The organism is Candidatus Collinsella stercoripullorum (assembly GCF_027669965.1).
Taxonomy (GTDB): domain Bacteria; phylum Actinomycetota; class Coriobacteriia; order Coriobacteriales; family Coriobacteriaceae; genus Collinsella; species Collinsella stercoripullorum.
Map to the genome: position 1 here is coordinate 13,913 of NZ_JAQECM010000007.1, position 26,125 is coordinate 40,037.

25 protein-coding genes and 1 tRNA gene are annotated in these 26,125 nt (G+C 69.6%); 8 read left to right on the forward strand and 18 right to left on the reverse strand.

What is annotated here, in order from left to right:
• Nucleotides 1-52 precede the first annotated feature (52 nt).
• The 5 genes from hisC to PHA29_RS03215 form a co-directional block, all read right to left on the reverse strand.
• Complete coding sequence (hisC, locus tag PHA29_RS03195; protein WP_270848045.1) at nt 53-1,144, reverse strand: histidinol-phosphate transaminase; 1,092 nt, start codon at nt 1,142-1,144, stop codon at nt 53-55.
• A 3-nt stretch (nt 1,145-1,147) separates the two neighbouring features.
• Nucleotides 1,148-2,602: a histidinol dehydrogenase gene (gene hisD / locus PHA29_RS03200; RefSeq protein WP_270848046.1), complete on the reverse strand. Its 1,455-nt coding sequence runs from the start codon at nt 2,600-2,602 to the stop codon at nt 1,148-1,150.
• Nucleotides 2,603-2,806: 204 nt separating this feature from the next.
• Complete coding sequence (gene hisG / locus PHA29_RS03205; protein WP_270848048.1) at nt 2,807-4,567, reverse strand: ATP phosphoribosyltransferase; 1,761 nt, start codon at nt 4,565-4,567, stop codon at nt 2,807-2,809.
• A gap of 237 nt (nt 4,568-4,804) precedes the next feature.
• Nucleotides 4,805-7,324, reverse strand: a complete 2,520-nt coding sequence (locus PHA29_RS03210; RefSeq protein WP_270848049.1) for a phosphoketolase family protein — start codon at nt 7,322-7,324, stop codon at nt 4,805-4,807.
• Nucleotides 7,325-7,773: 449 nt separating this feature from the next.
• Nucleotides 7,774-8,787, reverse strand: coding sequence for a LacI family DNA-binding transcriptional regulator (locus tag PHA29_RS03215; RefSeq protein ID WP_270403984.1), 1,014 nt, complete (start codon nt 8,785-8,787; stop codon nt 7,774-7,776).
• Between the two features lie 85 nt (nt 8,788-8,872).
• On the opposite strand from PHA29_RS03215, the gene PHA29_RS03220 reads away from it, so the two are divergent.
• Nucleotides 8,873-9,433 carry a Gx transporter family protein gene (locus tag PHA29_RS03220; RefSeq protein ID WP_270848050.1) on the forward strand — a complete coding sequence of 187 codons (561 nt, stop codon included), beginning with the start codon at nt 8,873-8,875 and terminating at the stop codon, nt 9,431-9,433.
• A complete protein-coding gene (locus tag PHA29_RS03225) occupies nt 9,426-10,550 on the forward strand; it encodes an FAD:protein FMN transferase (protein ID WP_270848052.1) in 1,125 nt (374 codons plus the stop codon). The genes PHA29_RS03220 and PHA29_RS03225 overlap by 8 nt, the downstream gene beginning before the upstream one ends.
• Nucleotides 10,551-10,778: 228 nt before the next feature.
• Here the strand turns inward: PHA29_RS03225 and PHA29_RS03230 are convergent.
• Nucleotides 10,779-10,854 (reverse strand) — tRNA-Arg (locus PHA29_RS03230).
• A 175-nt stretch (nt 10,855-11,029) separates the two neighbouring features.
• Between PHA29_RS03230 and PHA29_RS03235 the strand changes: the two genes are divergently transcribed.
• The gene (locus PHA29_RS03235; protein WP_270848053.1) at nt 11,030-11,431 is read left to right on the forward strand and encodes a hypothetical protein; all 402 of its coding nucleotides are present in this window, start codon (nt 11,030-11,032) and stop codon (nt 11,429-11,431) included.
• A 76-nt stretch (nt 11,432-11,507) separates the two neighbouring features.
• On the opposite strand, the gene PHA29_RS03240 is transcribed toward PHA29_RS03235, so the two are convergent.
• The 3 genes from PHA29_RS03240 to PHA29_RS03250 form a co-directional block, all read right to left on the reverse strand.
• A complete protein-coding gene (locus PHA29_RS03240) occupies nt 11,508-11,669 on the reverse strand; it encodes a hypothetical protein (RefSeq protein WP_270848054.1) in 162 nt (53 codons plus the stop codon).
• A gap of 127 nt (nt 11,670-11,796) precedes the next feature.
• Complete coding sequence (locus tag PHA29_RS03245) at nt 11,797-13,362, reverse strand: PTS transporter subunit EIIC (RefSeq protein WP_270848055.1); 1,566 nt, start codon at nt 13,360-13,362, stop codon at nt 11,797-11,799.
• 140 nt (nt 13,363-13,502) lie between these two features.
• On the reverse strand, nt 13,503-14,828 hold the full coding sequence (locus tag PHA29_RS03250) for a 6-phospho-alpha-glucosidase (protein WP_270848057.1): 1,326 nt from the start codon (nt 14,826-14,828) through the stop codon (nt 13,503-13,505).
• A gap of 313 nt (nt 14,829-15,141) precedes the next feature.
• On the opposite strand from PHA29_RS03250, the gene PHA29_RS03255 reads away from it, so the two are divergent.
• Nucleotides 15,142-15,897, forward strand: a complete 756-nt coding sequence (locus PHA29_RS03255) for a MurR/RpiR family transcriptional regulator (protein ID WP_270403995.1) — start codon at nt 15,142-15,144, stop codon at nt 15,895-15,897.
• Nucleotides 15,898-16,001: 104 nt separating this feature from the next.
• Here PHA29_RS03255 and clpB read toward each other — a convergent pair whose 3' ends face one another.
• Both clpB and PHA29_RS03265 read right to left on the reverse strand, forming a co-directional pair.
• Nucleotides 16,002-18,626 (reverse strand): ATP-dependent chaperone ClpB, encoded by a 2,625-nt coding sequence (gene clpB, locus PHA29_RS03260; RefSeq protein ID WP_270848058.1) that lies wholly within the window; start codon nt 18,624-18,626, stop codon nt 16,002-16,004.
• A 277-nt stretch (nt 18,627-18,903) separates the two neighbouring features.
• Complete coding sequence (locus PHA29_RS03265) at nt 18,904-19,098, reverse strand: 4Fe-4S binding protein (protein WP_270848059.1); 195 nt, start codon at nt 19,096-19,098, stop codon at nt 18,904-18,906.
• Nucleotides 19,099-19,281: 183 nt separating this feature from the next.
• Between PHA29_RS03265 and PHA29_RS03270 the strand changes: the two genes are divergently transcribed.
• The 3 genes from PHA29_RS03270 to PHA29_RS03280 all read left to right on the forward strand — a co-directional run bounded on the left by PHA29_RS03270 (nt 19,282) and on the right by PHA29_RS03280 (nt 21,910).
• Entirely contained in the window at nt 19,282-19,839 is a 558-nt protein-coding gene (locus PHA29_RS03270; RefSeq protein WP_270848061.1) for a hypothetical protein, read from the forward strand.
• Between the two features lie 665 nt (nt 19,840-20,504).
• On the forward strand, nt 20,505-20,993 hold the full coding sequence (locus tag PHA29_RS03275; RefSeq protein WP_270848062.1) for an RNA polymerase sigma factor: 489 nt from the start codon (nt 20,505-20,507) through the stop codon (nt 20,991-20,993).
• Nucleotides 20,990-21,910, forward strand: a complete 921-nt coding sequence (locus PHA29_RS03280; RefSeq protein ID WP_270848063.1) for an anti-sigma-I factor RsgI family protein — start codon at nt 20,990-20,992, stop codon at nt 21,908-21,910. The genes PHA29_RS03275 and PHA29_RS03280 overlap by 4 nt, the downstream gene beginning before the upstream one ends.
• An 86-nt stretch (nt 21,911-21,996) precedes the next feature.
• Here PHA29_RS03280 and PHA29_RS03285 read toward each other — a convergent pair whose 3' ends face one another.
• From PHA29_RS03285 to PHA29_RS03310, 6 genes are all read right to left on the reverse strand, one after another.
• A complete protein-coding gene (locus tag PHA29_RS03285; protein ID WP_270848064.1) occupies nt 21,997-22,410 on the reverse strand; it encodes a cyclophilin-like fold protein in 414 nt (137 codons plus the stop codon).
• Nucleotides 22,411-22,416: 6 nt separating this feature from the next.
• Nucleotides 22,417-22,617, reverse strand: a complete 201-nt coding sequence (locus PHA29_RS03290; protein ID WP_270848065.1) for a hypothetical protein — start codon at nt 22,615-22,617, stop codon at nt 22,417-22,419.
• 261 nt (nt 22,618-22,878) lie between these two features.
• Entirely contained in the window at nt 22,879-23,247 is a 369-nt protein-coding gene (locus PHA29_RS03295; RefSeq protein WP_270848066.1) for a cysteine-rich small domain-containing protein, read from the reverse strand.
• 138 nt (nt 23,248-23,385) lie between these two features.
• Entirely contained in the window at nt 23,386-24,096 is a 711-nt protein-coding gene (locus tag PHA29_RS03300) for a carboxymuconolactone decarboxylase family protein (RefSeq protein WP_270848067.1), read from the reverse strand.
• Between the two features lie 154 nt (nt 24,097-24,250).
• A complete protein-coding gene (locus PHA29_RS03305) occupies nt 24,251-24,583 on the reverse strand; it encodes a putative quinol monooxygenase (RefSeq protein ID WP_270848069.1) in 333 nt (110 codons plus the stop codon).
• 114 nt (nt 24,584-24,697) lie between these two features.
• Nucleotides 24,698-24,952, reverse strand: coding sequence for a hypothetical protein (locus PHA29_RS03310; RefSeq protein WP_270848071.1), 255 nt, complete (start codon nt 24,950-24,952; stop codon nt 24,698-24,700).
• On the opposite strand from PHA29_RS03310, the gene PHA29_RS03315 reads away from it, so the two are divergent.
• Nucleotides 24,951-25,427 carry a LysR family transcriptional regulator gene (locus PHA29_RS03315; RefSeq protein WP_270848073.1) on the forward strand — a complete coding sequence of 159 codons (477 nt, stop codon included), beginning with the start codon at nt 24,951-24,953 and terminating at the stop codon, nt 25,425-25,427. The two genes, PHA29_RS03310 and PHA29_RS03315, sit on opposite strands and share 2 nt — an antisense overlap.
• 167 nt (nt 25,428-25,594) lie before the next feature.
• Here the strand turns inward: PHA29_RS03315 and PHA29_RS03320 are convergent, their stop codons facing one another.
• Nucleotides 25,595-26,008, reverse strand: a complete 414-nt coding sequence (locus PHA29_RS03320) for a heat shock protein transcriptional repressor HspR (protein WP_270404020.1) — start codon at nt 26,006-26,008, stop codon at nt 25,595-25,597.
• Between the last annotated feature and the right edge of the window lie 117 nt (nt 26,009-26,125).

The following is a 26,125-nucleotide window of genomic DNA, read 5'->3' on the forward strand; positions in this document are numbered from 1 at the left end:
CGCCAGCCCCGTCGGCCCCGCGGGCGCGGGGCCCCGGCCGGGGCGGCGCGCCTCAGCCCTCCTCGTCCAGCAGCGCCGTCAGCGCCGCCAGCAGCTCGTCGTTCTCCTCCGGCGTGCCCACGGTGATGCGCAGGCAGCCCTCCAGCCCGGATGCGTACGAGAAGTCGCGCACCAGGATGGAGCGCTCGTCGCGCAGGCGCTCGCGGATGCGGCTCGCCTCGTCCATGCGCACGAGCAGGAAGTTGCCCTGGCTCGGCCACACCTCCAGGCGCTCGTCGGCCTCGAGGGCCGCGAGCAGCCGCGCGCGCTCGGCGCGCACCTGCGCCACCGCGGACGCCAGCTCGGCGCGCGCACGGACCAGCGCGAGGGCCGCGGCCTGCGTGAGCACGTTCACCGAGTAGATCTGACGGATCGCGGCGAACACCTCGATCACGTCCGGAGCGGCGAGCACGTACCCGCAGCGGATGCCGGCCGCGCCGAAGGCCTTGGACAGCGTGCGCAGGATGACCAGGTTGGGGCAGCTCCCGAGCAGGCGCTCCACCGAGACCCCCTCGTCCGCGAACTCGATGTAGGCCTCGTCGACCATCACCGGCCCGGGGCAGGCCCGGCACAGCTGCGCCACGAACGACGCCGACACGGGGTTGCCCGTGGGGTTGTTGGGCGAGGTGAGGATCGCGAGGTTCGTATGGGGCGCCGCGGCGAGCATCGCGCGCTCGTCGAGCTCGAAGGTCCTGCGGTCGCGGCGCACGTTGCGCACGCCGGTCCGCGTGAGCGAGGCGAAGAACTCGTACTCGGAGAAGCACGGCGGGCAGTTGAGGACGCGCCGCCCCTCCCCGCCGAAGGCGAGCAGGAAGTTGAACAGCAGCTCGTCGCCGCCGTTGCCCACGCAGACGTTCTCGGGCGCCAGGCCGTGGCGCGCCGCCAGCTCGCATCGCAGCTCGCCGGACAGGGGGTCCGGGTAGCGGTTGAGCGGCGTCGCCGCCAGCGCCGCGTCGACCGAGGCGCGCACGCTGGCCGGCAGCGGGTAGGTGTTCTCGTTCGCCGACAGGTTGATGCGGCACGGCGTGAAGCTGGGGTCGTAGGGCTCGATGCCCGCGAGGTGCGGCTGCACGAGGGCGCGCATGCGATCTGAGAGCTCTGCCATGGGTCACGACTCCTTCGCGGGGGAAACGGGCTCGGCGGCGGGACCGGCGGCGGGACCGGAGACCCCGCGCGCCACGGTATCCGGGTCGTCCCCGGGCCAGGCGGTCCGCGCCAGGTCCGCCCCGGCGAGGGCCTCGGGCGAGACCGCGTCCGGACCGAGCTCCAGGACCCGGCGGCGCAGGCCGGCGGACAGCCCGTGCGCCCACAGGCCCTCCGCCTGCGCGAGGCGCTGGGTCGCCGGGGCGTCCGCGAGCAGGCCCGCGGGCGTGTAGCAGATCACCGAGGACTTCTTGACGAAGTCGTCGACGGACAGCGGGCTGGAGAAGGTCGCGGTGCCGCCCGTGGGCAGCGTGTGGTTGGGGCCGGCCACGTAGTCGCCCAGCGGCTCGCAGCTCCAGGCGCCCACGAAGATGGCCCCCGCGTTGCGGATGGAGCCGAGCAGCCCCATCGCGTCGGCGCAGTGCAGCTCGAGGTGCTCGGGCGCGATCGTGTTGACGGCCTCGAGGGCGGTGGGCATGTCGGGAGCGATCACGACCGCCCCCTGCTCGGCGAGGGACGCGGCGGCGATGTCGCGGCGGGGGTTGGCGGCGAGCAGCGCCTCGGCCGCCCTCTCCACGCGCTCGGCGAAGGAGACGTCGCAGGTGACGAGGTAGCATGCGGCGAGCGGGTCGTGCTCCGCCTGGGCCATGAGGTCCGCGGCGACCACGGCGGGCTCGGCCGTGGCGTCCGCGAGCACGCACACCTCCGAGGGGCCGGCGACCATGTCGATGCCGACATCGCCCGAGACCAGGCGCTTGGCCGCGGCGACGTAGGCGTTGCCGGGCCCGGTCACCTTCTCCACCCGCGGGATCGACTCGGTGCCGTACGCGAGCGCCGCGACGGCCTGCGCCCCGCCGACGGTGTAGATCTCGTCCACGCCGCCCACCTTGGCCGCGGCGAGCGTGTAGGGGGAGATGGGGCAGGCCCCCGGCGCGGCGTCGCGCTGCGGCGGCGTGACCATGACCACGCGGCGCACCCCGGCGACCTTGGCGGGGATGGCGTTCATGAGGACGGTCGAGGGGTACTGCGCGCGGCCGCCCGGCACGTAGATGCCCGCCGCCGCCACCGGCGTCACCTTCACGCCGAGCACGGTGCCGTCGGGGCGCGCGGTGAACCAGCTCTGCTGGACCTCGCGTTCGTGGAAGTCGCGGATCTGCGCGGCGGCCTTCTCGAGCGCGGCCAGGAAGGAGGGGTCGAGCCCCTCGAGCGCCGCGTCGACCTGCTCGTCGGGCAGGCGGAAGTCCGCCACGTCCACGCCGTCGAACTCGCGGCAGAAGCGGCGCAGGGCCTCGTCCCCGCCGGCGCGCACCTCGTCGATGATCCCCTGGGCCGAAGCCGTGATGTCCGCCGGCACGGCGCCCTCGCGCGCGAGCATGCGCGGCTGCAGGCGCTCGCCCGGCGCGAGCGTGATGGTCCTCATCCTCACTCCTATCGGGGCACCGGATGCGCCCGACGCCTGCGCGCCGCGTATCCGCGCCCGTGAGCAGGCGGGCGCACGGCCCATCGTTGAGCCGCGCGCCCGCACGAATCTTCTCCTACACGGTGACTTTATCATGATAAAGCATACGGCACAACCGCGTTACCCCGCCGAAACACGGGACCGAGGGAGCGCTGCGCGGGCCTGCTAGCCCCGCCGCACGACGTCCGCCAGGCGCGCGGCGAGCACGCGGACGCGGGGGTCCAGGCGCGCGCGGCCCGGGCTCGCGAAGAAGCGCGCCGTGCAGGTCATGATCTCGCCGGTGACGACCAGGTCGTTCTCGCGCAGCGTGGTGCCCGTCGCCGTGATGTCCACGATCCGGTCCGCCATGCCCACGATGGGCCCGAGCTCGATGTTGCCGTGCAGCGTGAGGATGTCCGCGTTGACGCCGCGCCCCGCGTACCAGGCGCCCGCGATGCGCGGGTACTTGGTCGCCACGCGCAGGGTCCCGCGCCGCGCGTACGCGCGCTCCGTCGCCCCCGCCGCATACGCTGCAGCCGGCTCGGCCTCGATGAAGCGGCACGCACCGAAGCGGAGGTCGACGAGCTGCAGCAGGTTGCAATCGGCCTCGATGAGCGAGTCGCGCCCGCAGATGCCGCAGTCGGCCCCGCCGCACGAGACGAACGCGGGGGCGTCCTGCGCGCGCACGATGATGTACTCCACGTCGCCGATGGAATCCGGGCCCTCGAGACGGTCGCGCACCGTGAACATGAGGTGGCGCCCCGGATCGCGCAGGGGCCCGACGTCGAGCCCGGCGGCCTCGAGAACGCGCAGGGTGTCGCCGTTGAGCGAGCCCTTGGGAACGGCGATGCGCACGGGGGGCGCAGCGGGCGACGGCACGGCCGCCGCGGCGACGGACGGAGCCGCCGGGACGTCCCCCTCCCCGCCCGCATCGCCGTCGCCCGCGGGGGCCGCAGCCGCACCGGCCATGCGCTCCGCGACGGCGGCCTCGAGCCGTTCGAGCGAGAACGCGAAGCCCGCGGCCGGAACGCGGGGCATCCCCTCGACCGCCCCGTCGAACACCTCGTCGTAGCGCCCGCCCGAGCCGATGGACTCGGGGATGCCGGCGGCGTAGACCTTGCAGACCAGGCCCGTGTAGTACCCGAACGAGTTGACGATCGAGAAGTCGAACGACAGGCGCTCCGCCGCCGCGGGGGCCTCCGACGCCAGGCGCTCGGCGAGCGCGCCCAGCTCCCCCACCGACCGCGCGTCCGCGCCGGCGCCCTCCAGCAGCTCCCGGGCGCGCACCAGCACCTCGGCCCCGCCGCAGAGGCGCGGCAGCTCCCTGACCGCCCGCTTGAGCGCGGGCGGCTCGGAGCCGCCCTCCACGAGCTCGTCGAGGTCGACCAGGTTGTTCAGGTGGACGAGCTCGAGCGCGCGGCGGGCGAGCCCGGCATCGGAGCAGTGCGCGAGCAGCTCCTGGTACGGCTGGACGCTCCCGCAGACCACGCGCCAATCGGGCAGGTCGAGGGCCTGCGCGACCTCCGCCGCGCACCGCACGACCTCGGCGTCGCCCTCGATGCCGCCCGCGCCGATGAGCTCGAAGCCGAGCTGGGTCACCTGGCGCGAGGCGCCCGTGTTGCGCGGCGCCGTCCTCACGACCGGAGCGTCGTAGCGCAGGCGCAGCGGGAGCCGGGCGCCGTCCAGCCGCGAGGCGACCATGCGGACGATGGGGAGGGTGTTGTCGGGCCGCACCACCAGGAAGCGGCCGTCGTCGTCGAACAGCTTGAACGGGGTGTCCGCGATGCGGCCCCCTCCGCCCAGCGCGTCGCGGTGCTCGAGCAGCGGCGTCTCCACCGGCAGGTAGCCATGGCCCTTCAAGATGCCCCGCACCGTGAGCGCGATGTCCTCGCGCGCCTGCGCCTCCTCGGGCAGAATGTCGCGGAATCCCCATGGTGTGGCCGTCATCCCCGTGCACCGTCCCCTGTTCGTCGTCCTCCGGCGGCTTCCGCTCGCGCGGATGCGCCCCGTCTCGTCTTGAGCGTGGATACTTTAGCATACTGGAGTGCTCGCTGCTCGGCGCATGGAAGTTTTACCGAACCCTGACACCCTGCCCGCCCCCGCACGACCCCTCATCACGAAAAAGGGGGCGCGGCCAAGCGGCCGTGCCCCCTTCCGCAGCGAAGGTCCGACGGATGCGCGGGGTTACTCGTTGTCGCCCGCGGTCATCTGGGTGGCGGACAGGCCGCCCTCGGTCGCGGCGGCCGCATCGGGCCACACCCAGTCGGTGAAGGCGGGGTGATCGAAGCCCTCGTCCACGGCGAAGCGGAACGCCTCGTCGCGGAAGGCCTCCCACTCGTCGATCTGCGCGGCGTGCTCGTCGGCGCCGGCCTGCGCGTCCACCAGGCGCAGCGCGTCGGCGGCCAGCGCCCAGCGGTCCATGTTGTTCAGGCGCAGCATGTCGAACGGGGTGGTCGTGGAGCCCTTCTCCTCGTAACCGTGGACGCGGAAGCTCTTGACGCCCGGGCGCTCCCACAGGATGCGGTGGATGGTGCCCTCGTAGGCATGGAAGCAGAACAGCACCGGCTTGTCCTCGCCGCCGAAGAACTCGACGAAGCGCTCGTCGGAGATGGCCTGGTCGTTATCGTGCAGGCTCTGGATCTTCAGCAGGTCGACCACGTTCACGAACCAGACCTTGACGCCCAGCTTGCGCAGCAGGTCGGTGGCGGCCAGCGCCTCCATGGTGGGGACGTCGCCGCAGGAGGCGATCACCAGGTCGGCGTCCTCCAGGCTGTCGGCCGTGCAGGCCCAATCCCAGACGGCGAGGCCCTCCTCGAGCTCGGCCTTGGCCTCATCGACGGTGAGGAAGGTCGGGGCGGGCTGCTTGCCGCAGAAGATGGCGTTCACGCAGTTCGTGGACTGGTAGGCGCGCTCGGCCACGGCGAGCGCCATGTTGGCGTCGCAGGGGTAGTAGGCGTTCACGATGTGGGTGTCGTTGGCCTTGTTGAGCAGCAGGTCGATGAAACCGGGGTCCTGGTGGGAGAAGCCGTTGTGGTCCTGGCGCCACACGTGGCTCGTCAGCAGGATGTTCAGGCCGGCGATGGGCTCGCGCCAGGGGATCTCGCGCACGGTGGCCTCGAGCCACTTGCAGTGCTGGTTCACCATGGAGTCGACCACGTGGACGAAGCTCTCATAGGTGCTCCACACGCCGTGGCGGCCGGTGAGCAGGTAGGCCTCGAGGAAGCCCTCGCACTGGTGCTCGGACAGCTGCTCGACGACCTTGCCGGACGTGGCGAGGAGCTCGTCGTTGTCGGCGTCGGCGTGGTAGCCGGCCTCCCACTGCTTCTTGGTCACCTGATAGGCGTCCTGAAGGCGGTTCGAGGCGGTCTCGTCCGGGCCGAAGATGCGGAAGTCGTCGTTCGCGGCGAGCACGTCGGCGGTGTAGGCGCCGAACACGCGCGCGGCCTCGGTCGCGCCCCAGCCGTGGCCCTTCTCGGCGACCGGCACCTCGTGGGCGTGGATGTCGGGCAGGGTGAGGTCGCGGCGGACCTTGCCGCCGTTGGCGTTCGGGTTCGCGCCGATGCGCAGGTCGCCGACGGGCATGAAGGCCGTGACCTCGGGACGGACCTGGCCCTCGGGGGTGAAGAGCTCCTCGGGGTGGTAGGAGCGCAGCCAGGCGCGCAGGACGCGGAAGTGCTCATGGGTGTCCTTGGCGCTCGCCAGCGGCACCTGATGGGCGCGCCAGGAGTCCTCGGTCTTCTTGCCGTCGATGTGCTTGGGGCAGGTCCAGCCCTTGGGGGTGCGGAAGATGATCATCGGGTAGACCGGGCGGGTCTCCACGCCGGTCTCGGCGATCGTCTTGATGTCGCAGATCTCGTTGAAGACCTGCTCGAGCAGGTTGGCGAAGCGCGCGTGGATGGAGGCGTGCGGCTCGTTGTCGAAGCCGGCCATGAAGAAGTGCGGCTTGTAGCCCATGCCCTCGAAGAACTTGGTGAGCTCCTCGTCGGAGATGCGGGCCAGGATGGTGGGGTTCGCGATCTTGTAGCCGTTGAGGTGCAGGATCGGCAGGACGATGCCGTCGGTCTTGGGGTTGACGAGCTTGTTGGACTGCCAGGAGGTGGCGAGCGCCGCGGTCTCGGCCTCGCCGTCGCCCACCACGGCGACCGCGAGCAGGCTCGGGTTGTCCATCACCGCGCCGTAGGCGTGGGACAGGGTGTAGCCGAGCTCGCCGCCCTCGTGGATGGAGCCGGGGGTCTCGGGCGCGAAGTGGCTGGGGATGCCGCCGGGATAGGAGAACTGGCGGAAGAACTTCTGGAGGCCGGCCTCGTCATCGGTGATGTCGGGACGGATCTCGCGGTAGGTGCCGTCGAGCAGGGACTGCGCGGTGCCGGCCGGGCCGCCGTGACCGGGGCCCATGAGGAAGATGGCGTTCTGCTGGTGGTCGGCGATGAGGCGGTTGACGTGACCGAACAGGAAGTTCACGCCCGGCGTGGTGCCCCAGTGGCCCACGAGGCGGTGCTTGACGTCGGGACGGCCGAAGTCGCGGGTCTCGCCGGTCTTCTCATCGACCCAGTCCTTCTTCATGAGCGGGTTGGAGCGCAGATAGATCTGGCCGACGGAGAGGTAGTTGGCGCAGCGCCAGTACTTCTCGACGCCGGAGAGGACCTCGGCGCTCACGGGGCCGTCGAGCTTCTTCCACGGGGTTCCGATCACGGGGTTGGACATTGCTCCTCCTTTTCATGACGCCGGGCGGTGTGCCCGGCGGCTTGCTACCCGAAGGCTGCCATGGGCGATGCGGACGGGCGCGGGCCGGCGGCGGACCGCAGGCAGGGGTTCGGCGGAGCGCGCGCCGGAGGTTGGATCGACCCCCGGTCGCCGGGATCCGCACCCGCCTCGAGCATCGGCGCCAGTATAAGTGATAAAACGTTTTATCACTATGGAAAAACGTTTTATCTTTTTGAAAGTTTTATGTCATGCCGCCGTAAGGGGAAGGGTGCGGGCGACGGTGCGCGCCGCCGCGCGAAAGGCGGACGGAACGGACGCGGGACCGCCGCGGAAACCCCGTCGTGACGGAGGGGCGGTACATGACACCGGCGGCCGTCATAGCACAGGCGGCCGTCATGGCGCGGGGCCCATCCCAGGCCGTCGCCCCTATCCGGCACCCGCCGGCGCCCCTACAGGGCGGCCACGCTCTCCTTGATGACGAGATGGGGCTTGAGCACGCGCTCCACCGGGTCGGCGGCGGGATTGTCCAGACGGCGCATCATGAGACCCACCGCATGGTGGGAGAGCTCGGCGACGTTCTGCTCGATCGAGGTGAGCGAGGGCTCGAACAGCGCGTCGGCGGCGCTGTTGTCGTAGCTCACGAGCGAGTAGTCGCGCGGGATGCGCCTGCCCTGCTCGTGCATGCGCTTGAGCAGGCCGAGCGCGATGTTGTCCGAGCTCGCGAACACCGCGGTGGCGTCGCTGGCGAGCACGTCGGCGGCCGCCTCGTACGCGCTCGAGATGTAGTACTCGGTCTCGGCGACCAGCGACAGGTCCGGCTCGACGCCCGCCTCGCGCAGCGCCCGCAGGTAGCCCACCAGGCGCTTGCGGCCGGTGATGGTCTTCGCCGCGTTCACCATGCAGGCGATGCGGCGGTGCCCCATCTGCAGCAGGTAGCGGGTCGCCATGTATCCGCCGAGCTCGTGGTCGAACATGACCTTGTCGCAGGACAGCTCGTCGACCACGCGGTCGACCATCACATAGGGCACCGGCAGGCCCGACAGCTCGTCGATGAGGGCGCGGTCGTCGGGCACCTCGTCGCCCACCACGAGGAACAGCCCGTCGACGCCGCGCGTCACGAGCAGGCTCAGCAGGTCGAGGTCGTTCTCCGGCAGGCCGTCGGAGTTGGTGATGAACAGCGCGTAGCCCTCGGCGCGGCAGCGCTGCTCGAGGTTCTTGGCCAGCGACGAGAAGAAGCGGCTCTCGATGTTGGGGACGATCAGGCCGAGCGTCTTGGAGCGCTGGGTGACCAGGCTGCGCGCGATCTGGTTGGGGATGTAGTGCTCGCGCGCGGCGACCTCCTTGATGCGCCGCCGGTTCTCCTCGGAGATGCGGCAGGGGCGGTTGTTGAGGACGAGCGAGACGGAGGCGGGGGACAGCCCCACCTCGCGCGCGATCTGCTTCAGCGTCACCTTGTTGGCCACGAAGCCTCCCTGTGCCAGCAAACGACCGGAAAACGCATGGGCGTCTGGTCTTTATACCACCTTCGGCCTCCTTATAATAGCGAGCATGATGAAGCAGGATGACATAACACGAAAGGCCCGGTCGCGCGCCCACGGCATGCCGGAGAGCCCCGGGGCCCGCGTCGCCCTGTACGGGATGCTCGCCGCGCTCGCCCTGTGCGCCGGCTACCTCGAGGTGCTGGTCCCCCTGCCCGTCACGGTGCCCGGCGTCAAGCTGGGGCTCGGCAACGCGGTGGTGCTGTACGCGCTGCTCAGGATGGGCGCCCGCCCGGCGCTGTACCTGATGCTCGCCAAGGTGCTGTGCACGACGATCCTGTTCTCCAACCCGCAGATGATGGTCTTCAGCCTCGCGGGGGGCCTGCTCTCCTGGGCGGTCATGGCGCTCGCCGTCCGCTTCGCCCCGTTCTCCGAGGTCGGCGTATCCGTCCTGGGGGGCGTCGCCCACAACCTGGGGCAGCTCGCGATGGCGGCGGCGCTGCTCTCCCCGGCGACGGCGTACGTGAACGCCCCGGTGCTCGTCATCGCGGGCGTGGTCTGCGGAGCCGCGATCGGGATCCTGCTGCGCGGCGTGCTCGCCGCCCTGCCCGAAGGGGGGATCCGTGCATAGGCCGCATCCCGGGCCCCGCGCCCGCGTCGCGCCCCCGCGCGCACAGGGGGCCGGCTCCCCGCCCGTCGCGCCGCATCGCGGCGGACCCGTCTCGCGCCGCGGGCTCCTCGCCGGCGCAGGGGCGCTGCTCGCAGCGGGCGCGCTCGGGATCGCCGGCTGCGCGGCGCGCCCCTCCGGGCACGCGGACGGCAGCGGGCCGGTCGACGGCTCGACCTTCGCCTTCGACACCTACTGCACCTTCACGGTCTACGGCGACGACACCGCGCTCGCCCGGCTCTCGAGCGCATGCGCGCGCTACGACGCGCTGCTCGACCTCTACGACGAGGAGAGCGACATCGCGCGCGTGAACGCCGCCGGGGGCGAAGCGGTCCAGGTCGACCCCGACACCGCCGACCTCCTCGCGCGCGCCCTCGAGTTCTGCGCCCAAGCGGACGGCCTGTTCGACATCACCATCGGCGCCGTCTCCACGCTCTGGGACTTCGATGCGGGTACGCGGCCGTCCGACGAGCAGATCGCCGCCGCCCTCCCCCATGTCGGATGGCGCGGCGTGCACGTGGACCGCGAGGCGTCGACCGTCCGGCTCGACGACCCCGAGGCCAAGCTCGACCTGGGCGGCATCGCCAAGGGGTACGTGGCGGACCGGCTCGTCGAGCTGCTACGGGACCGGACCGACGCCACCGCGGCCATGATCTCGCTCGGGGGCAACATCGCGCTGTACGGCACCAAGCCCGACGGGAGCCCGTGGGACATCGGCGTGCGCGACCCCAACGACCCGGGCGGCAGCTCGATCGTGGGGACGGCCCATGTGGAGGGCGGCACGTCGCTGGTGACGAGCGGCCTGTACGAGCGCACCTTCGAGTTGGACGGGGTCACGTACTGGCACATCCTCGACCCGCGCACGGGCATGCCCGTGGCGACCGACACGGAGAGCGTCACCGTCGCCTGCCCCTCCTCGACCGCGGCGGACGCCCTCTCCACCACCCTGTTCGTGGCGGGGAGCGCACGCGGGTGCGAGATCGCGGACGGACGCGCGGACACCGGCGCGTACTTCCTGCTCGACGACGGCGGCGCGGCCTCGAGCGCCGCCTGGGACGAGCTCACGGATTTCGAGGTGTAGGCGAACAGGAAACGGCGCCGCAGCAGCGACGCCGTCTTGTTCCCTGGTGCCCCCGGGCGGATTCGCGTCCGGCTGCGTCGTCCGCAGCTTCGGGCGCTCGCGCGCCCTCGCACGCTCGCTGGCAAACGCTCACGCGTTTGCTCAGCCTCGCGACCCCAGCGGGTTCGAATCCGCCGCGAGCCGCACAAACCAGAAACGGCGCCGCAGCTGCGACGCCGTCTTGCTTGCTGGTGCCCCCGGGCGGATTCGAACCGTCGACACCCGCTTTAGGAGAGCGGTGCTCTATCCCCTGAGCTACGGAGGCAGGTGACGAGCATTCTAGCAGATTGGAAACCGGTTCGCTCAGTCTATCGTCGAGGCACCCGCTTTTTCGCATATACGCGGTCGCCCATACGCTCGAGCAGGTATCATTAAGGTCGTTTGATCGGCTATCCGACCGCGTGCCCACGCGACCGCCGCCAAGAATAAGGAGCATCCGCATGTCACCCAACCGCAAATACCTCAAGGTCGCAAGCCTGCTACAGGTCGTCGTCGCCCTCGCGGCGCTCATCCTGGGCATCATCTGCTTTACCGGCGCGAACTACGCCGAGGCGGACGCCGGGGTGCTCGGTGTGCTCGTGGTGAGCATCGACGGCATCCTGTACCTGCTGTGCGCGGCCCTGAGCTTCATCACCGCCTTCATGGGCATCCACGGCGCGAACCGCCCGAGCGCCTTTGGAAGCCATCGCCTGCTCGCCGTCCTGACGGTCCTCGTCGGCATCGTCACGTGCGTGGTCAGCGGCCTCGGGCAGACGATCCCCGTGCTCGACGCGCTGGTCGTCCTGTTCGGCTTGATCGCCGCCATCCTCGACACGATGGTCCGCAAGGAACTCGACCGCTAGCGTCGCACCTTCATACACCGCATGGGAAAAGCCGGGGTTCGCCCCGGCTTTTCCATTGTCGGCCACCCGTTTCCGGCTAACCCCACGGATTGCGCTCGAACAGCGGCTCGGGTTCCGGTCGACGGTCCGAATAGGGATCGTAGCCGTCGTCGTCCTCGTTCTCCGCCCGGATGAACGGGTCGCGCGGCTCGGGACCCTTCTCCCGCCGCGCCTGGGGGCGCTTCTCGTCGTCGGGCATGGTGCCTCCTTCGCCCAGCGTATCCACATCCGCCCCATTGTCGCACAGAGAAGGGGCGGCGCGCCCGTAGGCCGCGTCGCCCCCATCTCCGATGTCTGGCCGCAGGATCTCCCCTGCCGCCTCGCGGCTACTCCATGCCGAGCGCCTCGCGCATCTGCGTGGCGTAGTTCGCAGCCATCATGCCGTACACGATCTGCACGCCGCCGGCGACATGCACGATGCCGCGCGCCTCGAGCTCATCGGTGAACACCTTGTCGTCGGCCACCTTGCTGCAGTCGTTCAGCTGCAGGCGCAGACGGGTGAAGCATGCCTCCGCGCTCTTGATGTTATCGGCGCCGCCGACAGCCTCGATGATGAGCGGGATGAGCTCGCTCACGGGCGCCTTCTCGGCCTTGGCGTCCTCGGCTCCCTCATCGGGAAGCTCCCGCCCCGGGGTCTTGAGGTCCATGCGCTTGATGAGCGCCTTGAAGACGAAGAAGTACGTCGCGAACCAGATCGGTCCGAGGATGAGGATCGACATCCAGCCGGATCCCTTGCCGGCCCCCAGGATGCCGTTGAAGATCAGCGACAGCAACGGGCCGCCGAACGTCGCGGAGCCGGCGACGTTGAAGTTCAGCAGGAACGTGAACGCGTACGCAAGGCCCGCCATGATGGCGTGGACCAGGTAGAGCACCGGCGCGATGAACAGGAACGAGTACTCGAGCGGCTCGGTGATGCCGGACAGCACGCACGGGATGACGAGCGCGATCATGAGGGCGCCGGTCTTCTTCCTGTTCTCGGGCAGCGCCGTCTTGTAGAAGGCGAGCGCGGCGCCGGGAAGGCCGAACATGGCGAAGATGACCTTGCCGTTCATGACGAAGCGGCTCACGTCGATATCGAACGGGGTGGTGGCGGAACCCAAGATGGCGCTGTAGATGTTCACGGCGCCGGAGATGGTCTCGCCGTCGATGACCTCGGTACCGCCGAGCGAGGTGAAGAAGAACGGCAGGTACACGAAGTGATGCAGGCCGAAGGGCAGCAGCAGGCGCTCGCCGGCGCCGTAGACGAACGACCCGAACACGCCAGTGGCGCGGATGAAGTCGGAAAGCGCCCCCAGAGCCGTCTGGACAAGCGGGAACACGAGCGAGAGCACCAGCGCGAGCACGCTGCAGCCCACGATCGTGACCGCCGGGATGAACTTCACGCCGTTGAAGATGGACAGCGCGGCCGGCAGCTCGATCTTATAGAAGCGATTATGCAGGTAGGCGACGAGCGCACCAACCAGGAGGCCTCCGATCACGCCGGTATCGAGCGTGACCGTGCCCAGGATGGTGCTCTGGCCGGTAGCTAGGTTCTCCGGGTCGATGGTACCGATCGCCGTCAGGAACGTGCCCATCACGGCGTTGAGCGTCATGTAGCCGATCATGCCGCACAGCGCCGCCGTGGCCTTCTCCCCCTTGGCGAACCCATAGGCCAGACACACGGCGAAGATAAGCGGGATGTTGCTCATCACGACGCCCGCGGCCGCCTTCAGGATCGAGAAGAAGATGGCGATCGCCGGGGTTCCCAACCATGGCGCGTACTCGAGCAGCATGGGGCTCGTGAAGGCGTTGCCGAAGCCCTGCAGGATGCCCGCGATAGGCAAGATCAAAACGGGCGTCATCAGGACCTTGCCCAGACGCTGGAACTTCGCCAGCAATTCATCTTTGTTCATATTCAGTCCCCTCTATCGTCGGGAGCGCGGCGGGGTGCGGGCCCCGTGCCCCCGCGGACGGTTGCAGCGCAGCGCCGAGCGGGCGCGCCGCGGACGATCCCCTGCCATCCGCCCGCGACGCGCCGCTCGGCGTCGGTTCGCTAGCGGAGCTCGGGCCAGTAGCCCTTGTTGGCCTCGATGAGCGCATCGAGCACCTTGCGGGCCTTCTTGGCGTCGCCCACCAGGCGGTTGAGGGTCAGCGCCTGCAGCGCCTTCTCGTAGGACCCCTCCATCCAGGCCTCGACCGTGAGACGCTCGTAGGCGTACTGGTTCTCCATGAGGCCGCGGTAGAACGTGCCGATCTTGCCCACGGCGTAAGGGTCGGGGCCGTTTTTGCCCACGCTCGCGGCGACCTCGACCATGGCGTCGTCAGGCATGCCCTCGATGATCCCGTCGTTGCGGACCATGACGATGAAGGTCTTGCGGGTGTTGCGGTAGATGGCCGAGGAGACCTCGACGATCATGTCGCCGTGCGCATCGTTCTGCACGACCGACGACCCCTTGGCGGTACCCGCCTCGGCGACGCGGCGGCACTCGGCGAACACGCGCTTCTCGCGGCCGTTGATGACCTCGTCGGAGCGGGTGTAGTCGGGGTCGAGGTGGGCCAGCTTGTACTCGGGATACAGGTAGTACTGCAGGTAGGTGTTGGGCAGGTAGTCGGGGAAGTCGGCCAGCATGTCCTTCACCATGGCGTAGGTGTCGAGCCAGGACTGATCGCGCTGCTCGGCGTCGGCGGGCAGAAAGCCGTTCTTGGCGGTGTACTCCTTCACCAGCGGGACGAGGTCGTTGCCCTCCTTGTCGTAGAGGTGCGTGAACCAGCCGAAGTGGTTGAGACCGAAGTACACGGGCTCGACATCGCCCATGTCGCGACCGAGCAGGCGGCCGTAGGAGCGCAGCAGGTTGACCGGCTGGTCGCAGATGTTGAGCACGCGCTTCTCGTCCGGGAAGATGCGGTCCAGGCCGTAGGCCACGATCGCCGCCGGGTTGGTGTAGTTGATGATCCACGCCTCCGGGCTCCGCTCGCGCACGTCGTTCACGATCTCAACCATGTCGCGCATGGAGCGCATGCCGTACGCCATGCCGCCGGGACCGACCGTCTCCTGGCCGATGATACCCATGGACAGGGGGATCTTCTCGTCCTTGCTGCGCATCTCGTAGCCACCGGTGCGGATCTGGCACAGGGCGAAGTCGATATCGGTGTAGGCGACGTCCTTGTCGGTGGTGTAGATGAATTCGACGTCGGGCGCCTCCTCGGCGAACAGGACCTTGCCGAACTCGCCGATGGGCTCCTGGCGCTCGGCGTCGATGTCGTACAGGCACACGCGGTTCAGCGGGAAGATGTCGAGATGCTTGGTGAGCGCCTTCAGGATGCCCGGGCACCACGTGGAGCCCCCGCCGATAAGAACGATGTTGAGCTTGTCTTTCATGAGAACCACTCCCCGAAACTAGAGTCAACTGACGCTGCGCGGGGGAGCGCGATGCGGTTCCGCGGCCACCGTGCCCGCGTCCCTCCCGTTGCCCATATTGTGCTGCGCGCACGAGCGCACCATGACCCTGAGCAGGGGAAACGGCTGCGCGACACACGGGATAGCGCACGACACGAACCCGTGTCGCGCGACACGCGGGCCGAGGTACCGCTGGCGAACGAGATGAGACCGTTTGCGGACGATTGACTCCGGAAAAGCCTCGAGCCATGGGATATTACGATGCTTGAAAAGCTGACGGGGAGGTGTCGCTGCCGTGCGGGACTCGTTTTACGAACACGTCAAATCGGGCGAGAAGCATCTCAACGACCTGGAATCCCAGATCCTCCGCTACATCATCTCGCTTCGCGGGGACCTCGAGCAGGCGACGTCGAAGGGCATCGCGGCGCACTTCTTCGTGGCGCCCAACACCATCGTGCGCCTCGCCCACAAGCTGGGCTTCACGGGCTTCACCGACCTCAAGCACTCCTACCTCATCTCGCTCGAGCGCAACCGCTACGTCATCGAGACCATCCCGCTCGACCTGCAGATCATCCAGACCAAGGACCTCGTGCGCGAGCAGGCCGTCGAGGAGGTCGTACGTGCCGTCGAGCGCGCCGAGCGCATCGTCTTCTTCTGCTCGGGACTCTCGAAGTTCCCCTGCCTCGAGATGGAGGAGAAGCTCCGTGTCATGGGCAAGAACGCCGACACGCTGAGCGAGCGCCACGTCATGCGGCACCATGCCGAGCAGCTGGGGCAAAACGACCTGGTGTTCAGCGTGTCCATCAGCGGCGAGACGGAGGTCTCCATCGAGGCGACCTCCATCGCCAAGAGCCGCGGCTGCACGATCGTGACCATGACGGGACTGTCCAAGAACTCGCTGTCCAAGCTCGCGGACATCCCCCTGTTCACCGTGGAGAAGCAGATCCGCTATGGCGACATGGACCTCGACAGCCGATTGATGTTCCACTATGTGTTCGAGATGATCTTCGAGCGCTTCTTCGAACTCGTCCAGCAGGCGCAGGAACGCTAGGCGCCCGGCCCCGCAGGCGGCTCAGGGGGAGGTTAACGTAAAAACGAGGGCGGCGGCCCCGAAAACCACCGGGGCCGCCGCCCAGAAGCGCTGCCGCCTGCGTGCTACTCCCCGTCGGGGACCTCGTAGGTCGGCGCGGGGCCGCTCGCCTCCGACTCCACGAAGAACGTGCCGTCGGTATCGACGTCGACCAAGATCCGGTCGCCCTCGCTCACGGCACCGTCGATGATCGCCTCGGCGATGGTATCCACCACCTCGGTCTGGATGAGCCGCTTCAGCGGGCGCGCCCCGAAGACCGGGTCGAGGCCGCCCACGGCGAGCATCTGCTTGGCCGCCGGCGTGACCTCGAGGGTCATGCGCTCGCGGGCCAGGCGCTCGCGCACGTCGGCGAGCTGGATGTCGACGATCTTGTCGATCTGCGCCATCCCGAGCGGGTGGAACACCACGATGTCGTCGATGCGGTTCAGGAACTCGGGCCTGAATGTCTGGCGCATAGCCTCATCGACCTCGCGCTTCATGGCCTCATCGTCCTTGCCGGACAGCTCGGCGATCGCAGCGGAACCCACGTTGGACGTCATGATGATGATCGTGTTCTTGAACGACACCTGGCGGCCCTGGCCGTCGGTCAGGCGGCCGTCATCGAGCACCTGCAGCAGGATGTTGAACACATCCGGGTGCGCCTTCTCCATCTCGTCGAGCAGGATCACGCTGTACGGACGCCTGCGCACGGCCTCGGTGAGCTGGCCGCCCTCGTCGTAGCCGACGTATCCGGGAGGCGCGCCGATGAGCCGCTGGACCGAGAACTTCTCCATGTACTCGGACATGTCGATGCGCACGAGCGCGCGCTCGTCGTCGAACAGGCAGCTGGCGAGCGCCTTCGCGAGCTCGGTCTTGCCCACGCCGGTGGGGCCGAGGAAGAAGAAGCTGCCGATGGGCTTATCGGGATCCGCCAGGCCCGCGCGGCTGCGGCGCACGGCCGACGCCACGGCGCGCACGGCCTCGTCCTGGCCGATCACGCGGCGGTGCAGCTCGCCCTCCAGGTCGCGGAGCTTCTCGAGCTCGCCCTGCATCATCTTCGACACCGGCACGCCGGTCCAAGCGGACACGACCTCGGCGATCTCATCGGAGGTCACCTGCTCCTGCAGGCCGCCCTCCGCCTTGCTCGCCTCGATCTGCGCCTCGCCGGCGCGGACCTGCTGCTCGAGCCCGGGGATGATGGAGAAGCGCAGCTCGCTGGCGCGGGCGAGGTCGCCGTCGCGCGTGGCGCGCTCCTCCTCGCTGCGCGCGTCGTCCAGCTGGCTTTTGAGCTCCTGCACGCGGTCGATGGCGTTCTTCTGGTTGAGCCAGCCGGCCTTCTGCACGTTGAGCTTCTCCTGCACCTCGGCGATCTCCTGGCGCAGCGCATCGAGCCGCTCGGCGGACGCGGGGTCGCTCTCCTTCATGAGCGCCTGCTCCTCGATCTGCATCTGGGTGAGCTTGCGCTGGGTCTGGTCAATCTCCACGGGCATGGAGTCGAGCTCCATGCGCAGGCGGCTGGCCGCCTCGTCGACGAGGTCGATGGCCTTGTCGGGCAGGAAGCGGTCGGCGATGTAGCGGCTCGAGAGGTCGGCGGCGGACACGAGGGCGCCGTCGGTGATGTGCACGCCGTGGAAGATCTCGTACTTCTCCTTCAGCCCGCGCAGGATCGAGATGGTGTCCTCCACCGAGGGCTCGGACACCATGACGGTCTGGAAGCGGCGGGCGAGCGCCGCGTCCTTCTCGATGTACTTGCGGTACTCGTCGAGCGTGGTGGCGCCGATGGCATGCAGGTCCCCGCGGGCGAGCGCCGGCTTCAGGATGTTGCCGGCGTCCATGGAGCCCTCGGTCGCGCCCGCGCCCACGATGGTGTGGAGCTCGTCGATGAACAGGATCACGCGGCCCTCGGACTTCTCGACCTCCTTGAGCACGGCCTTCAGCCTGTCCTCGAACTCGCCGCGGTACTTGGCGCCGGCGACGAGCGCGCTCATGTCGAGCTCGATGAGGTCGCGGTCACGCAGGGTGCTCGGCACGTCCCCGGCGACGATGCGCTGGGCGATGCCCTCGACGATGGCGGTCTTGCCGACGCCCGGCTCGCCGATGAGCACGGGGTTGTTCTTGGTGCGGCGGGAGAGCACCTGGATGGTGCGGCGGATCTCGTCGGTGCGGCCGATGACCGGGTCGAGCTTGCCGGCGCGCGCCAGGTCGCAGATGTTGCGGCCGTACTGCTCCAGCGCCTCGAACTGGGTCTTGTCCTCCGCCGACTTGACGCGGTCGTCGCCACGGAGCTCCTGGTAGACCTCCTCGACGCGCTCGGGCGTGACGCCGGCGTCCCTGAGCACGCGCCCGGCGTCCCCCTTGTCCTCCGCGAGCGCCATGAGCAGGTGCTCGGTGACCACGAAGCTGTCCTCCATCTTGCCGGCGCGCTTCTCCGCGCGGTCGAGCACGCGCACGAGGTCGCGCGACATGCCCATCTGCGCGCCGTCGCCCGAGACCTTGGGGGCGCGCTCGATGACCTCGGCCGTGGCGCGGCTGAGCTGGGCGGAGTCCGCGCCGATCCGCTCGATGATGACGGAGATGTTGCGCTCGCCGCCCGTGAGCAGCGCGGACAGGAGGTGGATGGGCTCCACCGCCCCCGCCTGCGCGTCGCTCGCGATGCCGATGGCCGTCTGCAGGGCCTCGCGCGACGTCATGGCCAGCTTGTCGATCCTCATACTGCATCACCTCTCCTGGGGTGTCGCCGACCCGCGGGAAAATAGTGACAGGCACCATTTTCCCGCGCAGTCAGCCTGCCGCCCTGCGGGGCGGCATTCGTCCGTTCGAGAGGTATTGTTTCCCGATACGCTCCCGCTTATACCGAAATCTAAGTCTCTCTATATTAGATTTTCTGAGTGCGCAGGGACAGGGAGGCCACGCCGCCCGTCATCGGGGACGCCCCCGGCGGCGGGCGGCGGCACGCAGGCGGCGCCGCTGCCCGCCGAGGCCATGCACCTACAGGCCGAAATGCTCCGCGACCCTCCCCATGCGTTCGGACTGCGCCGCCCCGAACGGGCAGCGGCTGTCGCAGTGCCCGCAGCCGATGCACTCGCCCGCATGGTGCTCGAGGTTGCGGCAGTGCTCCGCCGCCAGCTCATCGCCCACGCCGGCCCGCTCGAACTCCCGCAGCAGGGCATTCCTGCATGACACACAGGACAGCCCCGCACAGCCGAACGGGCGGTCGCCGGTGACAATGGCCTCAGCACAACCGAACGAACGGTCGCCGGTGACAAAAAACCGGATCTCGACGCAAGGAATCCGCATCCCCGCTCGTGTTGTAGATGAGAGGGGCGTCCCTCCCGCGGAAAGAGGCCGAGACGAGAGGAGATCACGATGAGGAAGCTCGGTACGAAGGCGAAGGTGGCGGCCGGTGCGATCGCGGTCGCGGCGACGATGGCCCTGGGGACGGCGCTCTTCCCCGCGACGCCCGTGCGGGCCGCCGACACGGCGACGACCGGTGCGGTGACGCAAGTCGCGGCGCAGTCCGCGCAGGCGGGCGCATCGGCCCGCGCGAACGCGGCCTGCAACGGGTACGTCGACGCCGACGGCGACGGCGTCTGCGACACCTGCGGCGGGAAGGCGCGCGGCGGCCACCACGGATGCGGGAACTACGTCGACTCCGACGGCGACGGGTACTGCGACGCCTGCACGGGCGGAGGCTCCGGATACCGCAACGGCAGCGGCACCGGCAACGGGGCGTGCTACGTCGACGAGGACGACGACGGCATCTGCGACAACCGCGGGACCTCGACGTGCGGCGGCGCCGACAGCCCCTGCGGCGGCACCGGCGTCCCCGTCGGCTCGGCCCACCGCGGCGGCAACGGCAGCGGCGGCGGCCACGGCGAAGGGCATCACGGCAGCGGCGGCGGACATCACGCAGGCTACCGCTGAGGCGGACGAAGCGCCGCCCGAACCGGGGGGCGCCCGCATCAATCCGGCAACGGTTTCGGCGCCTGCCCGCATACAGGCGCCGAAACCTCCCCTCGCGAAGGCTGTTTGCATACCCACACTTTCCTACCTGCTGGTCTTTGATTGATGATGCATAGAACTTCATGTGCGGACAGAACGGGGGCGATGGGGGTGGTCATTTTCTATGCGAATTGCGAATGTGCTGATCGATGGAACAGTTCATATCGATATCTCATCCCATTAAGGATGTAAAAGACCAGGACCGCGAACCGATATACGGGCCATGAGAGCGGCCGGCCGCCGAAATCCTCTATGCACATTCGCAATTCCGTCTTTTTTTGACCAGGGGGGGGTCGAGCAGAGACGATCGACACCGAGTGGGCGGTCAGTCGGGAGAGCGGTTCCGGCCGGGGCAATCCGCCAGCGGGTCGAGCAGGAGGCGCCGAGGCCGGGCAGACGGGCGCCGCCACCGGACGGGACGCGCCGGCACCGGACAGACGGGCGCCGTCATCGGACGGGACGCCGCCACCGGACGGGACGCGCCGGCAGCGGGCGGGGCGCGCCGGCAAAGCCCGCCGCGACCGGCGTCGCCACAGGCCCCCGCTTGGCGCACAATAGAGACGAGGAACAGGGAACCAGGAGGGCCCATGCGCGCTGCAAGCGACATCGAGCGGGCGATCGGCGCCTACGGCGACGCCGTGTGGCGCGCCTGCCTGCTCTACCTGAGTCCCTGCGACGCCGAGGACGTCGTGCAGGACGTCTTCCTCAAATACGCCCTGCATGACGCGCCCTTCCGCGACGACGGGCACGCCAAGGCATGGCTCCTACGCGTCGCCATCAACGCCTGCAAGGACGTGCTCAAGGCGGCGAACAGGAAAAACGAGTCGGTCGACGCCCTCGCGGAGCAGGGGCGCCTCGGCGAGCTGGGGTGCACCGACGATCGGTCGGCCCATGAGCTGGCGCGCATCCTCGACGCCATGGACGCGTTGGGCGACCCGCCGAAGACGCAGCTCTACCTCGCCCTGTATGAGGGATATACCGCAAAGGAGATCTCCCGGATGTGCGACATGCCCGAAGGCACCGTATACTCGTGGATCTCGCGCGGGAAGAAGCGGCTGAGGGAGGTCCTGTCATGACGGACAACCTGGAGAGGCGCATGCGCGAAGCGTTCGACGGGGCGCACCTGCCGGCTGGACTCGCCGAGCGCACGCTCGCGCGCATCGAGGCGGAACGCGCGACGCAGGCAGAACCTGCATCACAGGCCGGGTGCGCGACGCGGATGGAACACATGGCGCGGGTTGAACGCGCCACGCCGGCAATGCAAGTTGAGCGCGCGGCGCGGGCAGAGCATCCCGCGCGGACCGAGCGCCGGCCCGCCCGTCCGCTCACCCGGCGCGCCGCCATCGCGCTCGCCGCCTGCCTCGCGCTCGCCGCGGTCTGTGTCGGCGGATACGCATGGGCCCAGGCGCCCTGCGCGTACGTGGCGATCGACGTGAACCCCTCCATCGAGCTCGGTATCAACCGCTTGGGCAACGTCGCCTCCGTCCGCGCGTACAACGAGGACGGGGAGCGTCTCCTGCAGGCGCTCGACCTCGACGGGCTCGCGTTCGCGGACGCCATGGCCGCCCTGGAGGAGCGGCTGCGCGGATACCTCGACGACGGGGCGACGGTCGAGATGACCGTCGTGTGCGACAACGAACGGCGGGCGGCGGAGCTCGAGCAGGTGGGCGTCGGATGCCTGAGCGCCTCGGGGTCGGGGAGCGTGCACTGCTCCCATGCGAGCTCCGAGGAGCACCACGCCGCCGAGAGCGCGGGGATGGGCCTTGGGAAGTACCGCCTCTACCTCGAGCTCGTCGACGCCGGCGTGGACATCTCGCCCGAGGAGGCGTCCGCGATGACCATGCGCGAGCTGCGCGCGCTGCTGGAGGACGCCGGAAGCGCGTCGGCAGGGGGCTCCGGATCGGACGCCGGGCAGGCAGCCGGCCGCGCCGGCGGACACGGGAACGGGTCGAGGGACGAGCACGGACACGGGGGCGGCCACGGCGGGGACTGAGCCGCGCACGAGCCGTCGATGAGAACGGCCTTCGGGTCGCCGGCCTCCCCGGCCGGCCTCCCCCGCCGACGGCAGCGGCGCCCCGCTCAGAGCGACCAGGTCGCGTGCACCGAGCCGCCCCCGACCGCCGCGGACAGCCCCGAGGCGTCCTCGATGCGCCCGATGCGCGTGTACCGGTACGATGTCCGATGCCCCTCGTAGAACAGGACCAGGCAGTCGTCGCCGAACAGCATGACGTCGCCCGCCTCGATCCGCTCCGGGGACTCCGCCGCGACGGGCAGCGGGTCATCCAGATAGGCGTACTTCTCGTTTCCGTTCAGTTCGGCCATATCGAGCTCGATTGCCAGGCGCGCGGCGAGCTCCCGCGCAGCATCCGTGTCCGCAGGCGTCACGATGAAGCGCGCGCCGCCGAGCTCGACCGTCATCTCCCGTGCAGCCACCGCGGAGCCCCCGAACGCCTTGCGCACCCCGCGCAGCGCGAGCATGTCCCCCGTCTGCACCGTCGCCTACCCCCTCTCCATGCCGAACGACGCGAGCCGTTTCTCGCCGATTCCCTGCAGCCAGGTGAGCACCGTGGAAAACAGCAGGTAGATGGCCGCGACCTCGAGATACAGAGGCAGCGCCCCGTAGGTGCGCGACACGATCTGCTGCGTCGCCATGAGCATCTCCAGCACCGTGATGTTCGCCGCGAGCGACGTGTCCTTCACGAGCGCGATCAGCTATGGTTTATCGAGGGGAGAGGAGCGCACGGAGGCGCCCTGCGCGACGGGCCATGCCGCATGCGGCGCAGCGCGGTGGCGACACGGAAGGCTGGCCTATCTGTCGCCAAGACGGACCGCGGCGGCGGAGGCGCGGCGGATGACACGGGGCCGTCCCGTCAGCCGCCGCAGGGGCCGTCCCGCCCGTTCCCGCTATCCGTCCCGCCTGCCGGCATCCCCGCCGCGCGGGGCGGCGGTCCTGGGGAATTTTCACCCGTCCCTATTTTCCCCGGCATCCCCGCCGCGCGGGGCGGCGAGCTCCTTTAGGAGCTCGAACCGGCTCATGATGTAGTCGTAGTTCTCGCGCCGATGCGGCAGCGTGCAGGCCGAGCAGTCCTTGATGTCGCCCGCATCGCCCACGTAGCGGAAGTTCCCGCCGCAGCGGGGTCCCAGCGCGTACAGCGGGCAGAAGCAGAATAGGCAGTTGAGCTCCTCGCCGTCCGGCATGATGTGGCACGGGTGGAACTCGCACGCCGTATGGCTGAAGAATCGGTAGTTCCCGCCGGCGACCGGCCCGCGCCCGAATCCGTCCGCGCGCTCGGCCGCGTCGGCCGCGCCTTCCCGCTCGCGCTCCGCCATGCGCCCTCCTTCGAACCCGCGGCGGGCGCCCCGCCGCGCCGTCGGCACGTCCGGGTCCTATTATGCCCGAGTGCCCCAATGTCGCATAGCGCATGCGATCAGCTCCTCCCGAAGCGGATGCGACGGTCCAGGCCCCCGCTACTTGGCAGCCGCGGCGTCGATGCAGGCCAGCGCGTTCAGGCTGCGCGGATAGCCGATGAACGGCAGGATCTGATGGACCACAGCGTACATGAACGCGGGATCGTTTCCCGTGTTGAAGTTGCCGGCGGCGTGCGCGGTCGCCTGCAGGTCGCAGCCGCCCTGGGCCACCAGGTAGCAGAAGGTGACCATCTCGCGCTCGGCGAGCGTGAGGCCGTGGCGGGTGTAGTAGTCCCCGAAGCAGTTGGCCGCGAGCCAGCGGTTGACCGTCGCACGCTCCGCCGGGCCGTTCACCCAGGCCTCGCGCATCCCCTCGCCGAACGCCTCGACCTGCACGCCGTTGCCGGCTGCGAGGCGCGTATCGGGCGTCACGGTCGCCTGCCCCTCGAGCGGCAGCTCGACGCCGGCGGCCTCGAGCGCCTCGTTCATCGCGCCGACGAACGGCATGACGCGGCCGAAGCCCAGGTAGTCGGTCGCCTGGTACACGACCTCCTTGAGCTCGACCGGGGTCACGCCGGCCTCGAGCGCCTCGGGCACCACGGCGCGGAACGCGTCGAGGCCCTGGCAGCCCAGCAGCGCCGCCACGATGGCCAGGTAGCGCGTACGGGCCGGGAGGGGCTGCGCCTCGTCGCCCGCCGCCTCGGCCAAAAACGCCTCGACGATCCCCGCGTACTCGGGGTCGGTCGCCTTGAATCCATCGGTGATAGCCATGGGATTTCCTCTCTCTTCCTTCCGCGGGACGGGGTGCCCGCCCCATCTCATCACAGGGAGACCGTACGCCTTGAAGTCGGCTCCAGGTCAATATGTCGCACGGCGCTGCAGACGCTCCCATGGCAGGTGCCCGCCGGTCCGCCTGCGACCCGCGCTACTGACGGATGAAGGCGGCGTCGTGGTCGGGGACGCCCGCGTCGTCGGTCACGAAGCGCTCGGCACGCATGTGCAGGTCGTATGTATCGCGGAGCTCCGCGATCGTGGCCATCATCGGCGAGGCGTGATGGGCGTCGAGCGCCGCCTGGTCGGCCCAGCTGTCGATGAGCATGACGGTCTCGGGGTCATCGAGCGGCTGGAAGTAGCGGTAGCCGACGTTCCCCTCCTCCGCGCGGATCCTATCCGCCGTTCCCGATGCCTCCATCTCCTCGGCGAAGGCACGCGCGGCGCCGTCCTTGCCGGTGTAGTACAGGTTTACCGTGATCGCCATTTCCGCTTCTCCTCTCTCACGACGTCAGCGAACGAGGCGCGCCGGCTCCACGTGCGCCCCCGCCTTTGCCCCGTCCGCTGCCTCGCTCTCGCGGCGCGGCGCCCGCCGGCTCCGCTAGAGCGCCGCCCCCAGCCTGTACGTCTCGCGCAGATGCCGCGAGGCGCGCGTCATGCCCGGCGTCCCGCAGCCGTAGCCGAGCACCCGCCCGCGGTCGCGCATGTCGAGGTAGCGACAGAGCGTCTCGTAGTGCGCGACGAGCGCGTCGAAGGTCCAGTCGTCGGCGTTCCACGCGTCGGCGAGAAGGACCGCGTCCAGCCGCCGCCCCGCGAGCCCTGCGGCCACCTCCCCGATGCATGAAAGGCCCCTCATGGAGATCCGACCCCTGCAGTACTTCCTCATGGTCGCCCGCGAGGGGACCATCTCCGGGGCCGCGCATGCGCTGCACCTGTCGCAGCCGTCGCTCTCCCGCCAGATGCAGGAGCTGGAACGCGAGCTGGGCTGCAAGCTGTTCGACCGCGGCAGCAGGCGGATCGAGCTGACCGAGGCGGGTATGCGCCTGCGCCGGCGCGCCGAGGAGATCGTGGACCTGGTCGGTCGCACGGAGGCCGAGTTCCTCGTCTCGGCGGACACCCTGGCGGGCGAGGTGCGGATCGGCGGCGGCGAGACGCCGGCCATGGAGCTCGTGGCGGACGCGGTCGCCGAGCAGCAGAGCGCCTACCCGCTGATGCGCTTCTCCCTGTACAGCGGCAACGCGGAGGACGTGCACATCGCCTGGAAGCGCTACCGGGAGTTCTCGCCGGCGGCGAGCGTCTTTTTGGATAAGATCCGGGAGCTGTGGAGCTGAACCCGCCGGCCCGCCGGCCGGCCCGCCGTCGGGGGCCCGGCGCCTGTCATCGGGCGAGCCCGCCGTCGGGGACGGGCGCGTACGGCAGAACGCCCGGCAGACGGGACGCGGTGTCCCATCTGCCGGGCGTATCCGTCCGCGTGAGCCGGGCCTTCCCGGCGCGCTCCTTACAGGTCGCCGCCGCCGAGCAGGCCGCGCAGGACCTTCTTGGGGTCCGCGGAGCCGTCGCGCGGGGCGAGGGCGGTGATCTTCTTCTGCATCTTGTACTCGTGGACCTCGTCCTCGAGCTCGCGCACGCGGGCGCGGAGCTTCTCCATCTCCGCCTCGCGCTGCTCGGCGCGCTCCTTCATGTCCAGGATGCGCACCACGCCGGCGAGGTTGATGCCCTCGTCGGTGAGCTGGTTGATGAGCTCGAGCCGCTCGATGTCCGCGCGCGAGTACAGGCGCGTGTTGCCGCCCGAGCGCTGCGGGTTCACCAGGCCCTTGGACTCGTAGACGCGCAGGGTCTGGGGGTGCATGCCCGTGAGCTCCGCCGCGACGGAGATCATGTACAGAGGCTTGTTGCGTGCATCGTCGGCCATATCAATCCCCAAACTCCCTGTTCATGACGGCCGGGACGGTCCCCGCCGTCATCATGACGGATAGGGCGGTCGCCGGCGCCGCGCGGCCGCCCGAGGCGGGCCGGCGCCGGGGCGCAC

What these genes read in the sequence shown, in the direction of transcription:
- PHA29_RS03270 (WP_270848061.1), top strand. Translation starts at nt 19,282, where the DNA reads ATGAGGAAGCTCGGTACGAAGGCGAAGGTGGCGGCCGGTGCGATCGCG.
- PHA29_RS03220 (WP_270848050.1), top strand. Translation starts at nt 8,873, where the DNA reads ATGATGAAGCAGGATGACATAACACGAAAGGCCCGGTCGCGCGCCCAC.
- PHA29_RS03300 (WP_270848067.1), bottom strand. Translation starts at nt 24,096, where the DNA reads ATGGCTATCACCGATGGATTCAAGGCGACCGACCCCGAGTACGCGGGG.
- PHA29_RS03320 (WP_270404020.1), bottom strand. Translation starts at nt 26,008, where the DNA reads ATGGCCGACGATGCACGCAACAAGCCTCTGTACATGATCTCCGTCGCG.
- PHA29_RS03250 (WP_270848057.1), bottom strand. Translation starts at nt 14,828, where the DNA reads ATGAAAGACAAGCTCAACATCGTTCTTATCGGCGGGGGCTCCACGTGG.
- PHA29_RS03310 (WP_270848071.1), bottom strand. Translation starts at nt 24,952, where the DNA reads ATGAGGGGCCTTTCATGCATCGGGGAGGTGGCCGCAGGGCTCGCGGGG.
- PHA29_RS03210 (WP_270848049.1), bottom strand. Translation starts at nt 7,324, where the DNA reads ATGTCCAACCCCGTGATCGGAACCCCGTGGAAGAAGCTCGACGGCCCC.
- PHA29_RS03305 (WP_270848069.1), bottom strand. Translation starts at nt 24,583, where the DNA reads ATGGCGATCACGGTAAACCTGTACTACACCGGCAAGGACGGCGCCGCG.
- clpB (WP_270848058.1), bottom strand. Translation starts at nt 18,626, where the DNA reads ATGAGGATCGACAAGCTGGCCATGACGTCGCGCGAGGCCCTGCAGACG.
- PHA29_RS03235 (WP_270848053.1), top strand. Translation starts at nt 11,030, where the DNA reads ATGTCACCCAACCGCAAATACCTCAAGGTCGCAAGCCTGCTACAGGTC.
- PHA29_RS03275 (WP_270848062.1), top strand. Translation starts at nt 20,505, where the DNA reads ATGCGCGCTGCAAGCGACATCGAGCGGGCGATCGGCGCCTACGGCGAC.
- PHA29_RS03240 (WP_270848054.1), bottom strand. Translation starts at nt 11,669, where the DNA reads ATGCCCGACGACGAGAAGCGCCCCCAGGCGCGGCGGGAGAAGGGTCCC.
- PHA29_RS03245 (WP_270848055.1), bottom strand. Translation starts at nt 13,362, where the DNA reads ATGAACAAAGATGAATTGCTGGCGAAGTTCCAGCGTCTGGGCAAGGTC.
- hisC (WP_270848045.1), bottom strand. Translation starts at nt 1,144, where the DNA reads ATGGCAGAGCTCTCAGATCGCATGCGCGCCCTCGTGCAGCCGCACCTC.
- PHA29_RS03315 (WP_270848073.1), top strand. Translation starts at nt 24,951, where the DNA reads ATGGAGATCCGACCCCTGCAGTACTTCCTCATGGTCGCCCGCGAGGGG.
- PHA29_RS03295 (WP_270848066.1), bottom strand. Translation starts at nt 23,247, where the DNA reads ATGGCGGAGCGCGAGCGGGAAGGCGCGGCCGACGCGGCCGAGCGCGCG.
- hisG (WP_270848048.1), bottom strand. Translation starts at nt 4,567, where the DNA reads ATGACGGCCACACCATGGGGATTCCGCGACATTCTGCCCGAGGAGGCG.
- PHA29_RS03280 (WP_270848063.1), top strand. Translation starts at nt 20,990, where the DNA reads ATGACGGACAACCTGGAGAGGCGCATGCGCGAAGCGTTCGACGGGGCG.
- hisD (WP_270848046.1), bottom strand. Translation starts at nt 2,602, where the DNA reads ATGAGGACCATCACGCTCGCGCCGGGCGAGCGCCTGCAGCCGCGCATG.